Genomic DNA, 12,790 nt, shown 5'->3' on the forward strand with positions numbered 1-12,790 from the left:
TGCGGCGGGGGGTCGCTGATGGCAACCGAAACGTCTTCAGGGTCGGGGGCGGACCCCGCCGGCTGGCGCGACCGGTGGCTGGGTCGGTTCGACGGCTCGCTGTTCACGCTCTGTGTGGGGAGCCTCGTCGTGGCCGTCGTCGGCGGCCTCGTACAGGTCAGCTTCGGCGCGTTCTCGATGACCATCGTCGAGGCGTGGCAGGCCGTCTTCAACCCCGACGTGATACTCAACCGGCAGACGTGGGAGGCGTTCCTGCTCGGCGGCGAGGTCCCGGAGATGAACAACCGCAGCCTCATCGTTTGGAACATCCGGCTCCCGCGGGTGTTCGTCGGCGCGCTCGTCGGGATGAACCTCGCCGTCTCCGGGGCGATATTCCAAGCGGTGACACGGAACGAACTCGCCAGCCCGTTCATTCTGGGCGTCTCCTCGGGCGCGGGGCTGATGATACTCCTGACGCTCGTCGTCTTTTCGGGGCTGTCGACGTTCCTCCCGCTCGTCGCCGCCCTCGGCGGTGCCATCGCGTTCCTCGTCGTCTACGTCATCGCGTGGAAGAACGGCACGTCGCCGGTCCGGCTGGTGCTCGCGGGCGTCATCGTCGGCACCGTCTTCGGGTCGCTCCAGACGGCGCTGTTCTTCTTCGCGGACGACATCGGCGTCGTCCAGTCCGCCATCGCGTGGACGACCGGCTCGCTGACCGGCACGGACTGGGAGCAGGTCCGGATGGCGCTGCCGTGGAGCGCCGTCGCGATGGTGCTCGCGCTCGTCAGCTCCCGGCAGCTGAACGTCCTGTTGCTCGGTGAGGACACGGCGTCGTCGCTGGGGATGAGCGTCGAGAAGGTCCGGTTCGCGCTGTCGGGCGTGGCGGTGCTGGCGGCCGCGGCGAGCATCGCCGTCGCCGGCATCGTCGGCTTCGTCGGCCTCATCGTCCCGCACATGGTCCGCAACATCGTCGGCAGCGACTACCGGAAGCTCGTCGTCGGCTGCGTGTTCGCCGGGCCGGCGTTGATGATAGCCGCCGACGTGGGCGCGCGGCTCGCGCTGAACCCGGTCCAGATTCCGGTCGGCATCGTCACCGGGCTCGTCGGCGGCCCGTACTTCCTCTATCTCATGCGGCGACAGGACGAGATGGGTGAAATCTGACCCGTCCGAGTCACCCGGCGTCGTCGACCGAAGCGAGTATCAATCTTTAGGTTGGACTAAAAATATGGTGAGGGACGACGCGACTCGCGACGCACCGACCCGGCGGGATTACGTGAAGTACAGCGGCGCACTCGTCGGCGGCGGCCTGCTCGCGGGCTGTTCGAGCGGCGAGTCCAGCGACGACGGCGGGCCGAACGACGACAGCGTGGCGACCGGCGACAGCGCAGCGACCGCCACGTCGACGCCCGAGGACCGGTCGTACTCGGTGACGATGGCACCGATGGGAGCGGTCGAGTTCGACGCCGTGCCACGCGAGATACTGGCGAGTTCGACCAGCTACATCGACATCGCGGGAGCGCTGGGCCACGGCCGGGCGGTGGAGGCGACGGTCCGGCCGTCCTCGTCCGTCCCGTCGCTGGAGTACTGCTACGGCGCGCTCGACGTCTCGACGGACTGGATCGAGTTCCGGGACGCGGGCGGGTACAGCAAGGAGACGCTGTACGAACTCGACAGCGACGTGCACTTCCTCGACCCCGCGTACGTCAGCACGCTCGACGGGTGGAGCGCGACCGACATCGACGAGATCGCGTCGAACGTCGGCCCGTTCTTCGGCAACATGTACAGCCGGAAACACCGCCAGCCGCCCGCGTCGTGGCGCGACGCCTACGAGTACTACACGCTCTGGGAACTCACGGAGACGTACGCCGCCGTGTTGCGGGAACGGGACCGGTTCGAGCGGCTGGCCGCCGTCCGGGACGACCTGCTGTCAACGGTCGAGTCCCGACTCCCGGAGCGGAGCGAGCGCCCCACCGTTGCGATGGTGTACCCGCGACTCGCCGAGAACTCCTTCTACGTCCACCGACTCAACCAGCCGGGGTACTTCTTCGCACACACGCGCCCGTTGGACCCCGTCGACGTCTTCGCGGGTATCGAGACCGGCGAGTACGGCGGCAAACTCGTGGACTACGAGGCGATGCTGGAGGCCGACCCGGAGGTCGTCATCATGAACCACGGGATTTCGGCGTACTACGACGTGCCCGAGACCAAGCGAGCCATCCGCGAACACAGCGTCGGGTCGGAGCTACGCGCCGTCCGCGACGACCGCCTCTACGCCTCCGGGAACCCGCGACAGGGGCCAGTCATGAACCTCTTCCAGATAGAGATGACGGCCAAACAGCTCTACCCCGAGCGGTTCGGCGCGTGGCCCGGCTACGGCGACGGCGAGTCCTACCCCGAGATTCCCGCGTCCGAGCGGCTGTTCGACCGCGACCGCGTCGCCGACATCGTCAGCGAGTAGCTCAGTCGAACCGGCTCGGTGACGGCCCGGCGTCGACCCCGGCGTCGTCGACGACCGGCCCTTCGTCGGTGAGCCGGACCGCCCGCACCGCGCACTCGCCGGGCGCGAACCGACCGAGGTCAGCGACCGACGCCGCGCCGGCAGCGTCGGCCAGCACCGCCGCAATCGGGAAATCGTGTGTGACGACGAGCACGCGCTCGCCGGCCGTCGAGTTCTCGCGGAGCCGTCGCCACCGGCCGAGGACGCGCTCCCGGGCGTCGGTGACGGATTCGCCGTCCCGGGGCAGCGGCGGCAAGGCGTCGACATCTGTCCGGAGGGTGGCCGCGTCGTCGGTCGGTTCGAAGCGGTCGTAGGCGAGGCCTTGGTACGCGCCCGGGTCGCGGGGCCGCCACGCCGGCTCCGTGCGCGGGGGCGTCGCGACGCCGGCGAGGTGGACGAGCGACGCCGTCTCGCGGGCGGCGGTCGTGTCGGCGGCGTATACGCGGTCGAACGCGCCGGTCGCGGACAGTTCGCGGCCGACGGCCTCGGCGGCGTCGCGGCCGGTCTCGGTGAGCGGGACGGGCGCGGTCCCGTGGAGCCGGCGCTGTCGGTCCCACTCCGTCTCTCCGTGTCGCAGGAATACTATCGCTGTCATGGGCTGGTGGATGGCGGCGTCAGCAGGGTCGGCCACGCGGTCCCGACGATACCGACGGTGGTCCGCCGCGGCGCGCGGTCGCGGCGGCCACGCGCGTGGCCGCCGTCAGTCAGTCGAGCGATACGGCGGTCGACCGCGGCCGAACGGCCGTCCCGGGCGGCGCTTGGCGGCCGGCTCACTCCTCGCGGCGGAACGTCGTCGTCCGGCCCCAGCTCGTCGCCTTCCCCCACAGGCCCGAGCGCATGCACTCGAGTTCGACTATCTGGGAGTTGTCGACGAAGAGGTTCACGTTCGGCCCGAAGTTCTTGACGTACCACTCGAACATCTCCGGCCCCGGCGCTTCGAACACCAGGTTTTCCATGCCGAGTTCGTTCGCGAGTTCGTAGACCACGTCCGTCCGCCACTCGTGGACCTCCTCGGTGATGCCCTCGGCCTCGACCATCAGGAGGTCCGCGCCGGCGTCGAGGTGGCGCTGGCCCTCGCGAATCGCCATCGACGGGTCCTGTTGGCCCTCCCGCTCTAGGTCGTCCGGGTCGGACGCGCCCCCGGCACCGAACTGGACGTTGATTTCGGGCTTGGGTTTGAGGCCGTAGTCGGCGACTAGTTCCGTCAGCGCGACGAGGTCGTCGGTGTCGATGGCGAGGAACCCGCTGGATATCTCGACGATGTCGAACCCGAGTGTCTCGGCCTCGGCGACGTAGTCCTCGACCTTGTCGTTGTCCCGGACGAGGACGTTCTCGACGAACCCGCCCGTCGAGACGTCGACGTCGTACTCGTGGCAGATGTCGATGAGTTCTGTGACGGTGTTCCGGTCCATCAGCGCGAACGACCCGCCGGAGAACTTGTAGATGTCGACGTACCGCCCCATCGTCTCGAGGATGTCGCGCAGTTCCCGCGGCCCCATCGGGTCGTAGTAGGGGCCGCGTATCTCGGTGATACCCTTCGTGCGGGGCTTGTCCGGTCTGTCGTTGACGTGCAGGAAGTCGAAGGCTCGTGACATGTGCAAGCTAGCGTACGTCGGCCACCCATATAATTTTTAGGCCGGACTAAAAGTTTAGATTCGTCAGTTTTCGCCAGTCGCGTCGCTGTCTCCGAGCGGACGACGGCGGGGCGGCGTCGGTCGCGGGCCTACGTCAGGAGCGCGACCAAGTCGGCGACGTCGTGTTCTTCGAGGTGTTTCACCGTGTCGACGATGGCGTCGCGGCGCTGCTGGTCGTAGCGGTCACGGGTCATCAGTTCGAACTTCTCCTCGACCTGCGCCCAGTCCATCGGGCTGTTCGGGTGGCCTTGGAAGTCGTCTTTCTCGACCTCTAAGGTCGTCCCGTCAGTGAGCGTGACGGTGAGGTTCGCGGGCATCTCGCCGGCCTCGAACCGGTCGGTCAAGGCGGGGTCCTCCTCGACGGTGACGGTCCGGAGCAGGGACTGCACGTCGTCCCGCCGGATGCGCTCGGGGTCGTAGGCGTCGTTGGTCATCTCGCGGTCGATGAGCGCGGCCGCGAGCATGTACGGGAGCGAGTGGTCGGCCTGAGCCTTGGTCTCGACCTCGTGGCGGTCGCCCTCGCCGCCGCCGATGATGAGCTTCGCGCCGTGGAACGTGTCGAGGTGGATGGACTCGACCCGTTCGTGGTCGAGGTCGTCGGCCTCGGCGAGTTCGATGACGCCCTCGACCGCCGACTGAGCGTAGGTCTCGGCGACGTACCGCTTGGTCATCGTGTCGAAGACGCGCTCACATCCCGGCGAGAGGTCGACCTCGAACTCGCCGCTGATGACCTGCTGCCAGCCCTTCTGGCCCTCGAAGAGGTTCGTCGGCCCTTCCATGCCGTTCTCGGCCAGCAGACACGAGTAGACGCCGTTGCGCGCGGCGTTGGCGCTGGCGACGCCCTTCCACTCGTTGATGCCGCCGGTCCGGGTGACACGGAGCGCGTTGTGGGCCGTACCCGCGATGCCGACGGCGTTGCGGAGCTGTTCGCGGTCGAGGTCGAGGACGGCCCCCGCGCCGGCCGCGGCGGACAGCACGGTGTGGGTCACGTGGTCCCAGCCCTTGTCCCGGACGGGGGCGTTCCACGCGAGTTCGCCCTGTAGCTCGTAGGCGACGCCGACGGCTTCGAGGAGTTCCGCGCCCGACGCGTCGACCCGCTCGCCGCAGGCGACGACGCTGGCGATGTTGTCGCTGGGGTGGGGCGTCTCCCCCGGCGCGAGAAACGAGTCCATGTAGTCCAGATAGCGCGTCAGCGCCGTGTTGTGCATGGCCGCCTGCGCGGGGGAGGCCGTGGCCGACCGGCCCCACAGCGAGCAGTCCCCGCCGTCGCTCGCGCCGGTGACTGTCTCCGCGACCACCTCGACGGACTCCTCGCCCAGCGCCCCGATACCGATGCCGACAGAGTCGAGCACCCGCTTTTTGAGTTCCTCGACGGTCCCGTCGTCGAACTGCTCGAACTCGACGGCCTGTACGAAGTCGGCGACTTCCTCTGTCGTTGCCATGTTTTTAGTCTGGGCTAAAACTTCAAAATTGTTTTGTTTTAGTCCAACCTAAAACATGGCTGGCACGGGTTCGCGGTCCGTCTCACCCCCGAGCGGTCGGTGTCTCACTCCGGTGACGAGGGGGCGGGCGAAGCCCGCGTCGCCGTCGCTTTGAACGACGCGACGGCCTCGTCGCCCGCGGCCAACGCGAGCGTCTCGACGCTCGTCCGCGTCACGAGGACGGTCAGGGCCGCGTCCGCGCCGACGTCAAGCGCGACCCGCGCGAGGGCGTCGCCCGTGACCACGTCGCCGACTGTCCCGCGGAACCGGTTGCGCGCGCTCGTCTCCGCCTCGGGGAGGCTCCCCGGCGGGTGGAGCGTGATGGCGTCGGCCCGGACCGCGACCCGAACGTCGCGGGCAGACGCCGGGACGATGGCGCGGACGGTGCCCGCAGCCGTCTCGACCGAGCCGAGTTCGCCGTCCCGTTCGGTGACGGTCCCCCGGAACAGGGTCTCGTCGACCTCGGCCAGCCCGGCGAACTCCGTCTCCAACCGGTCGAACTCCGCGAGGAGCCGGTCGGCGGCCTCGGTCAGCGTGCTCCCGCCGCCGCCGGCACCGCCCCGTCGGCGCTCGACCAACTGTCCGACGGCGTCCTCCAGTTCGACGACGCGCTGCTGGGAGCGGGAGTACGACCGCCCCAGCGCGTCCGCCGCGGCGTTGAGCGAGCCGTGTTCGCGTATCGCCCGGAGCAGGGCCGCATCACGGGCCGCGAACCGCACTCCGGCCGCGTCCAGACGGGCGTCGAACTCCGCGTCGAGGTCCATACGACCCCGTCGCACGCCGTGACCAAAACGGTTATGCCGCGAGGGAAACAACGACCGGTATTCCGATGGCGAACCGACCGAGCGGCCAATCAGACCGCTCGCGCCGGCGGTTTCTGCGCGGGGCCGGCGTCGCGGCCGCTGCGTGCGTGGCTGGCTGTCGCGGAGACGCCGGCGGTGCGGACGGGGAGCGAGCGCCGGGCGCGACGGCGGGAGCGGCCGGGCGCGACGGCGGGCGCTCGGCGACGGTCGCCGTCCTCGCCGCGGGGAGCCTCCAGCACGCGCTGGCCGACGGGCTCGCCCCCGTCCTCGACGTGCCGGTGCGGGTCGAGGCCCACGGTTCGGCGACGGTCGCTCGCATGGTCGCCGAGGGTCAGCGCGACCCCGACATCGTCGCGGTCGCCGACGTGGCGCTGTTCGACGGGCCGCTCTCGCCCCCGTGGCACGCCGTCTTCGCCAGCAACGCCGTCGTCGTCGCGTACAACCCAGCGACCGACGGCGGGCGACGCGTGGCCGCGGCCGGCCCGGAGCGGTGGTACGAGCCGCTGGTCGCGGGACGGGTCGACCTCGGCCGGACCGACCCCGACCGGGACCCGCTCGGCTACCGGACGCTGTTCGCGCTCGAACTGGCCTCGCGGTACTACGACGGCGCGGGGGACCTCGCGGCGGCGATTCCGCGGCGGGACCAGATTTACCCCGAGACGGGACTGATAAGCCGGTTCGAGACCGGTGCCATCGACGCCGCCTTCGCCTACCGCAACATGGCCGTCGAGCGGGGCTACGAGTTCGTCGACCTGCCGAGCGAGATCGACCTGAGCGACCCGCGCTACGCCGAGGACTGGTACGGGACCGTCTCGTACACGCTGCCCGGCGGGCGGTCGGTCCGTGGCGGACTCGTCGGCTACGGGGCGACCGTTCGACACGAGAGCGACGCCGCTGTCGCCGTGTTCGACGCGCTCGTGACCGGCGACTACCTCGGCGAGTACGGGTTCCTCCTGCGCGAGCGGTTCCCGAGCTACGAGGGCGATGTGCCGCGACGGGTCAGCGCGACGGGCGACCGACCGACCGAGGACCGCGAAGCGCGGTCTCGCCGCGGGCCGCCGGCGCTCTCGTCGGCGGTCGCGGACGTGACCGTGTTAGTCTGAATGCCGCGGCGCTGGACCCTGACGCGACCGGCGACGACGGGGCTCGACTGGCTCGGCGTCGCGCTCGCGCTCGGCGGCGTGTTGCTGCTGTACTACTTCGCGCCCGTGGCGTCGCTGCTGCTCTCAGTCCCGCCGGGGGCCGTGCTCGCTCGGCTGGGCGACCCGAGCGTCGTGGACGCGGCGACCACGTCGCTGCTGTCGGCGTCGATAAGCACGGCCGCCGGGACGCTGTTGGGCCTGCCGCTGGCGTACTGGCTGGCGCGAAGCGAGGGGCCGGCGACGAAGGCCGTTCTCGCGCTCGTGGTCCTCCCGCTGGTGTTGCCCCCCACGGTCGGCGGTATCGTGTTGCTCACGGTGTTCGGCCCCGGTTCGCCCGTCGGCGCGGCCGCCAGCGCCGCCGGCGTCCCGCTCACCCGGTCGCTGGCCGGCGTCGTCCTCGCGCAGACGTTCGTCGCCTCGCCGTTCGTGGTCGTGACGGCGAAGGCGGCCTTCGAGAGCGTCGACCGGACGCTCGAACACGCTGCCCGCTCGCTCGGGGAGAGCCGGTTTGCGACCGCCCGCCGCGTCACGCTGCCGTTGGCCGCCCCCGGCATCCTCGCCGGGGTGACGCTCGCGTTCGCGCGGGCGATGGGCGAGTTCGGCGCGACGATGATGGTGGCGTACTACCCCCGGACGATGCCAGTCCAGATATGGGTGGCGTTCGTCGAACTCGGGCTCGACAGCGCCTACCCGGTGGCGATACTGCTGGTGGTCGTCGCCGTCGCCGCGCTGGTGGTCCTCAACACCGTGGCGTCGAATCCATGGGAGTGAATACGAACTCAGATGTGGGATATTCTAAGTGGTATTGGGGAATATTAGTTCATTACTACCATATCCACATCTCTTTTATCTTATTTGGGTTAGAAGTGCGCTCTATACAGTACTCAGCGGCGTATTCGCGTACAACTAGCCATAGGTGGTAACAGCCTAGCGTTCCCACTGGCTATGGGGAGAGTGCGTAGCGGGTCACTAAGTCAACGCCCGTTGGGGGAGTGGGAGGCAGTCCGACGGAGGCGTTCGTAACGGAGTTCCGGCGAACCCGGAGACGGACTGTTCCGTACCGGTACCCGTCGGGACCGCACGACTCGGTAATAACATGCGTACTCCCGTTATCTCGAACGGCGTTCGCACGTCGCTCGCGTTCCCCTCTCGGGAACGCCGGCCGCGTCAGTCGCCGACGAGTTCGTCGCTGCGTTCGGACATATTGATGTTGACCTCGATGACGTTAGCCGTACTGACGACCTGTTCCGGAATCCGCTCCCGGAACGTCTCGCCGTCGAGGAAGCTCGTTGGCCCGGAGATACTCACCGCTCCGAGCACCTCACCGTCTCGGTTTCGTATCGGTGCGCCGACCGCTCTGAGACCCTCGACCTCTTCCTCGTCGTTGAACGCGTATCCGCGTTCCCGTATCTCTAACAGCTCCTCGTACAGCTCCTCCGGCTCGGTAATCGTCTGGTCCGTCCACTCGACCAGTCCGTGTTCCCCGACGATGGCCTCGACGCGTTCCCGGTCGAGCGCCGAGAGGATTGCCTTGCCGGCGGCGGTCATGTGCAGGCGGTCCCTGTGCTGGAGTTTGGCCGCCTGATAGTCGTCACCGACGGCCGTCTCGCCTTTCACTTTGTATAGGTTGACGCCGCGTCCGTTCTCCTCGGTCACGAGATGGCAGTACTGCCCCGTCTGTTCCGACAGTTCGTCGACCTCGGGCTTCCCGACTCGGTAGAGCAAGCTCCGGTGTTTGACGTACTCACCGAACTGCAGGAACTTGAAGGAGAGGTGGTACTCGTCGTCGCGTCTCGTAACCAGACCGGCCTCCTCCAGCGTCTTCAGGTGGCTGTAGGCCGTGCTCTTCGAGAGGTCCAACCGGTCGGCCAGCGCCGTCACGCCCGCGCCGTCCATCGACGCGAGCGTCTCCAGCACGGTCGTCGCCGTCGTGACCGTCTTCAGCGTCCGCGGTCCGTTCGTTGCCATATCGTGAGGTATTACCGGCACATACTTTACTGTTCCCGTATTGTAAATGCCAATAGTGCTATGTTCGTAGTGTTATACAATGAATAACCAAACGATTAGTGTTATTTTTGAAAGGCAATCAGAGCGAGGGTGGGGTGGCGTCGCGTGCAGTCGCTGTCAGTCAGCCAGCCGGAGCGTCGCGTCGAGGACGCCCTCGCGGAGAGTCCGTTCCTCTATCGCCGCGAGTTCGTCGCGCGACGCGTCGAGCGTGGCAAAGTGGTTTCCGGCCAGTTCGCCGGCCGGACTCTTGAAACAGGTCGGCCCGCACGGGACGAGTATCTCCTGTTCGTTCCGGTACCCGGGATACAGCAGGAGGTCGCCGGATGAGGGATACACCGTGTGGTTCTCCCGCGGGATGTCCGGGAGTTCTATCTCGTCAATGTTTATCCACGTCGCGTGACCGCTCCAGCGGACGTGCATCAGTTCCGTCCGTAGCGGTGCCAGTTCTCTGACCGCCGCGACGGACTCGGGGGCGTCGGTCTGTCGGAACTCGGCCGACAGCACGTCCCCGTCGACGACCAGTTCGAGGTCGGTCATCGGCTGGCCTCCCCGCGGTCGTTCGGTCTGTTGTGGGCGATTCGACTTCGGTCGTGAACGGAGACGGTAGCAGTTGGCATCAGTCGTGTGTCGGTGGTTCTCGGTTGTGGCGTGGGGCTCCGGCGAGCATGTGGAGTGCCGCCGCCAGTATCTCAGTCGTGGCCGTACAGGCGTTCCAATCGGTCCATTCGAGCTTGTTGTGCGAGTGGCCGCCACGGGAGGGCGCGAACAGGAGCCCCGCGTCGGTCGCTCTGGCGACCTGCATGCTGTCGTGTCCTGCGCCGGAGTGGACGGTCGTCGTCTCGACGCCGACCCGCTCGCCGGCGTCGTGGAGCGCCGTCCGGCAGACCGGTGCCATGTCGACCGGCGTGACGTCGTAGGAACACTGCACCTCGGCTGTGACGTCTCGGTCCGACTCGATAGCGTCGAGTTCCTCCTCGACCGTTTCGAGCAGTTGCGTGATGGTCGCTCGGTCGACGTCCCTGATGTCGGCACTGAGGGTGACCCGTCCCGGGACGACGTTGACCGCTCCCGGTTCGATGGACAGCTCGCCGACAGTTGCGACGGCCGTCGCGTCGCCCCCATCGACGCGCTGTGCCGCCGCTTCGAGCGCGAGGACGAACTCGCTCGCGGCCGCGAGCGCGTCGCTGCGCTCGCTCATCGGTGTCGTCCCGGTGTGGTCGGCGGTCCCGTCGAAGGTGACGTGTAGCCGCGTCGTCCCGGCGATAGTGGTGACGACACCGGCCGGGAGCCCCAGCCGTTCGAGCTGTTCGCTCTGCTCGACGTGGAGTTCCAGCCACGCGTGCCAGTCGCTCGCGTCGAGGCGTCCGTCACCGTGGAAGCCGATGCTCGTCAGCGCGTCGCGTAGGGTCTCGTCCCCGTCGGACCGCGCGAGCGCCTCCTCGGCGTCGAGGCGGCCGGCGGCGACCGACGAGCCGAGGACGCCGTCCGCGAAGCGGGTGCCCTCCTCGCCGGTGAAACAGACGACTTGAATCGGTCGGGCCGGGGACGCGCCGGCCGCCTGTAACGCCCGGACCGCTTCGAGCCCGCCGTAGACGCCCAGCGGCCCGTCGAAGATGCCGCCGTAGGGAACAGAGTCGAGATGGCTCCCGACGGCGACCGGTTCGGCGTCGGGGTCGCAACCGTCGGGGGCCCACACGCCCGCGATGTTCCCGACAGCGTCGACGCGCACGTCCAAGTCGGCGTGTATCATGCGGTCGACGAGGTGTCTGCGAGCGGCCCCGTTCGGTTCGGTCCCCGGGAGAACCGTCCGCGCCCGCCCCTCGTCGGTCGCCATCGCGCCGAACTGGGCGTTGCGTTCGATGTCGCGCCGGAGCCGCTCGCCGTCGACTGGAAGCTGGTCGGCTGTCATACTGGGTCGGCGGGCTAGCTACCCCGGTAGGTGGTGTACCCGCCGGGCGACAGCAGGAGGGGGACGTGGTAGTGCTCGTCCGGGTCGTCGACGACGAACCGTACCGGAACTGTCTGGAGAAAGCTCGACTCCCCGCCGTAGTAGCGCTCGACGTCGAACAGCAGTTCGTACGTTCCGGTCGCCATCCGCTCGGCGGACAACAGCGGTTCGTCGAGTCGCCCGTCGTCGTTGGTGGTCGCTTCGGCGAGCGTCTCGTCGTCAGCGACCCGCCGGAGCGTCACATCCACGCCGGAAGCGGGCCGCTCGCGGCTGGTATCGAGGACGTGTGTGGTCAGCCCGCCACTCATGCCGGGTCCTCCCCGTCGAGGTCGCTGCGGTCGACCGAGAACTGCTGGAAGCCGTAGGGCCGCGGCGGCTCGGTCAGTACCGTCCCCTCGCCCTCGAAGTCGTCGCGCTGTTCTATCCACGTGCGGTTGTTGGCCTCGAACTCGACCGTTTCGAGTTGCGGGAACCGTTCGAGCGTCCGCAGCCCGATGCGGTATATGAGGTCTTGGATGGAGTTGGAGTCGACCTCGTGGAAGACCACCTGCGCGATGTCCCGGACCTGCTCCGCGGGCACGTACCGCTCGGGCTCCTCGCCCAGCGCGGCCTCGGGGTCGGCGTACGTCCACGAGATGTCCAGCGAGATGTAGAGCGTCCGGTCCTCCCGCTCGGGGAGGGTCGTGTACTCGTCTTGGACGTAGCCGGTGAAGGAACTCCCCGACACCTTGACCAGGTCGATGCCGGTGACGCCGCTCTCGTGGTCCTCGACGACCGGCCCGTCGTCGCCACGAGCGAGGTACATCTCGCCGGTGGCCGACTCGTCGTCGGAGACCCGGAAGACGAGGTCGCTCGGCTCGAAGCCGTCCTCGGTCGGAACCGGCCGCTCGTCGAAGGGGAACTCCTCGGCCGAGACGCTGACGGCGCTCATCTGGGCGTACGTGTCGAGGAACGCCGCCGCGATGTAGTGACAGAACCCCTCGACCGTCGCCCCGTCGTACTCGCCGGCGTGGTGGAGGACGAAGTTCTTCATCGAGTCCGTCGCCACCACCTCGCTGTTGTCGCCCTCGCTGAACGAGGGGAGGAACGCCTCGCCCTCGACCTGCACCCGAACGTCGACCCCGAAGAGGGTGTTGTCCCGGCCCTCGAACTCGGACTCGGGGATAGTGCCGACGCCCTCCAGCGGCGTCGCGTACGTCCGGTAGACGGCGATTTTCTCCTTCCCGTAGTTCATCGTGCGACCGCCCTGTGAGCTATCGCCCATCGGTCAGCTCCCCGTGGACTGCGTCGGTCGGACGG

At 68.4% G+C, this 12,790-nt stretch carries 13 protein-coding genes; 4 read left to right on the plus strand and 9 right to left on the minus strand.

Translation table 11 applies throughout. The features are described from left to right. The first annotated feature begins 18 nt into the window (after positions 1-18). Both ACV7JO_RS17355 and ACV7JO_RS17360 read left to right on the plus strand, forming a co-directional pair. A complete protein-coding gene (locus ACV7JO_RS17355; protein WP_470355922.1) occupies positions 19-1,140 on the plus strand; it encodes a FecCD family ABC transporter permease in 1,122 nt (373 codons plus the stop codon). Between the two features lie 64 nt (positions 1,141-1,204). Then, positions 1,205-2,437 carry an ABC transporter substrate-binding protein gene (locus ACV7JO_RS17360; protein ID WP_470355923.1) on the plus strand — a complete coding sequence of 411 codons (1,233 nt, stop codon included), beginning with the start codon at positions 1,205-1,207 and terminating at the stop codon, positions 2,435-2,437. 1 nt (position 2,438) lies between these two features. On the opposite strand, the gene ACV7JO_RS17365 is transcribed toward ACV7JO_RS17360, so the two are convergent. From ACV7JO_RS17365 to ACV7JO_RS17380, 4 genes are all read right to left on the minus strand, one after another. Further along, entirely contained in the window at positions 2,439-3,107 is a 669-nt protein-coding gene (locus ACV7JO_RS17365) for a histidine phosphatase family protein (RefSeq protein ID WP_470355924.1), read from the minus strand. 139 nt (positions 3,108-3,246) lie between these two features. Beyond that, positions 3,247-4,071 carry a phosphosulfolactate synthase gene (locus tag ACV7JO_RS17370; protein ID WP_470355925.1) on the minus strand — a complete coding sequence of 275 codons (825 nt, stop codon included), beginning with the start codon at positions 4,069-4,071 and terminating at the stop codon, positions 3,247-3,249. Positions 4,072-4,199: 128 nt separating this feature from the next. After that, positions 4,200-5,552, minus strand: coding sequence for an MmgE/PrpD family protein (locus ACV7JO_RS17375; RefSeq protein ID WP_470355926.1), 1,353 nt, complete (start codon positions 5,550-5,552; stop codon positions 4,200-4,202). A 104-nt stretch (positions 5,553-5,656) separates the two neighbouring features. Next, complete coding sequence (locus ACV7JO_RS17380; RefSeq protein WP_470355927.1) at positions 5,657-6,355, minus strand: TOBE domain-containing protein; 699 nt, start codon at positions 6,353-6,355, stop codon at positions 5,657-5,659. Between the two features lie 65 nt (positions 6,356-6,420). On the opposite strand from ACV7JO_RS17380, the gene ACV7JO_RS17385 reads away from it, so the two are divergent. After that, the gene (locus tag ACV7JO_RS17385; protein WP_470355928.1) at positions 6,421-7,497 is read left to right on the plus strand and encodes an extracellular solute-binding protein; all 1,077 of its coding nucleotides are present in this window, start codon (positions 6,421-6,423) and stop codon (positions 7,495-7,497) included. After that, entirely contained in the window at positions 7,498-8,307 is an 810-nt protein-coding gene (locus ACV7JO_RS17390; RefSeq protein WP_470355929.1) for an ABC transporter permease, read from the plus strand. A gap of 396 nt (positions 8,308-8,703) precedes the next feature. Here the strand turns inward: ACV7JO_RS17390 and ACV7JO_RS17395 are convergent, their stop codons facing one another. The 5 genes from ACV7JO_RS17395 to pucL form a co-directional block, all read right to left on the minus strand. Continuing rightward, positions 8,704-9,516 (minus strand): IclR family transcriptional regulator, encoded by an 813-nt coding sequence (locus tag ACV7JO_RS17395; RefSeq protein ID WP_470356243.1) that lies wholly within the window; start codon positions 9,514-9,516, stop codon positions 8,704-8,706. Positions 9,517-9,660: 144 nt separating this feature from the next. Further along, positions 9,661-10,080 carry a DUF3830 family protein gene (locus ACV7JO_RS17400; protein ID WP_470355930.1) on the minus strand — a complete coding sequence of 140 codons (420 nt, stop codon included), beginning with the start codon at positions 10,078-10,080 and terminating at the stop codon, positions 9,661-9,663. Between the two features lie 79 nt (positions 10,081-10,159). Beyond that, a complete protein-coding gene (locus tag ACV7JO_RS17405) occupies positions 10,160-11,452 on the minus strand; it encodes a hydantoinase/carbamoylase family amidase (RefSeq protein ID WP_470355931.1) in 1,293 nt (430 codons plus the stop codon). 14 nt (positions 11,453-11,466) lie between these two features. Continuing rightward, positions 11,467-11,799: a hydroxyisourate hydrolase gene (gene uraH / locus ACV7JO_RS17410; protein WP_470355932.1), complete on the minus strand. Its 333-nt coding sequence runs from the start codon at positions 11,797-11,799 to the stop codon at positions 11,467-11,469. Next, positions 11,796-12,755 carry a factor-independent urate hydroxylase gene (gene pucL, locus ACV7JO_RS17415; protein ID WP_470355933.1) on the minus strand — a complete coding sequence of 320 codons (960 nt, stop codon included), beginning with the start codon at positions 12,753-12,755 and terminating at the stop codon, positions 11,796-11,798. Before pucL ends, uraH begins: the two co-directional genes overlap by 4 nt. Positions 12,756-12,790 lie beyond the last annotated feature (35 nt).

The organism is Haloarcula sp. MBLA0138 (assembly GCF_055632455.1).

What these genes read in the sequence shown, in the direction of transcription:
- ACV7JO_RS17355 (WP_470355922.1), top strand. Translation starts at nt 19, where the DNA reads ATGGCAACCGAAACGTCTTCAGGGTCGGGGGCGGACCCCGCCGGCTGG.
- ACV7JO_RS17360 (WP_470355923.1), top strand. Translation starts at nt 1,205, where the DNA reads ATGGTGAGGGACGACGCGACTCGCGACGCACCGACCCGGCGGGATTAC.
- ACV7JO_RS17370 (WP_470355925.1), bottom strand. Translation starts at nt 4,071, where the DNA reads ATGTCACGAGCCTTCGACTTCCTGCACGTCAACGACAGACCGGACAAG.
- ACV7JO_RS17375 (WP_470355926.1), bottom strand. Translation starts at nt 5,552, where the DNA reads ATGGCAACGACAGAGGAAGTCGCCGACTTCGTACAGGCCGTCGAGTTC.
- ACV7JO_RS17380 (WP_470355927.1), bottom strand. Translation starts at nt 6,355, where the DNA reads ATGGACCTCGACGCGGAGTTCGACGCCCGTCTGGACGCGGCCGGAGTG.
- ACV7JO_RS17385 (WP_470355928.1), top strand. Translation starts at nt 6,421, where the DNA reads ATGGCGAACCGACCGAGCGGCCAATCAGACCGCTCGCGCCGGCGGTTT.
- ACV7JO_RS17390 (WP_470355929.1), top strand. Translation starts at nt 7,498, where the DNA reads ATGCCGCGGCGCTGGACCCTGACGCGACCGGCGACGACGGGGCTCGAC.
- ACV7JO_RS17400 (WP_470355930.1), bottom strand. Translation starts at nt 10,080, where the DNA reads ATGACCGACCTCGAACTGGTCGTCGACGGGGACGTGCTGTCGGCCGAG.
- ACV7JO_RS17405 (WP_470355931.1), bottom strand. Translation starts at nt 11,452, where the DNA reads ATGACAGCCGACCAGCTTCCAGTCGACGGCGAGCGGCTCCGGCGCGAC.
- uraH (WP_470355932.1), bottom strand. Translation starts at nt 11,799, where the DNA reads ATGAGTGGCGGGCTGACCACACACGTCCTCGATACCAGCCGCGAGCGG.
- pucL (WP_470355933.1), bottom strand. Translation starts at nt 12,755, where the DNA reads ATGGGCGATAGCTCACAGGGCGGTCGCACGATGAACTACGGGAAGGAG.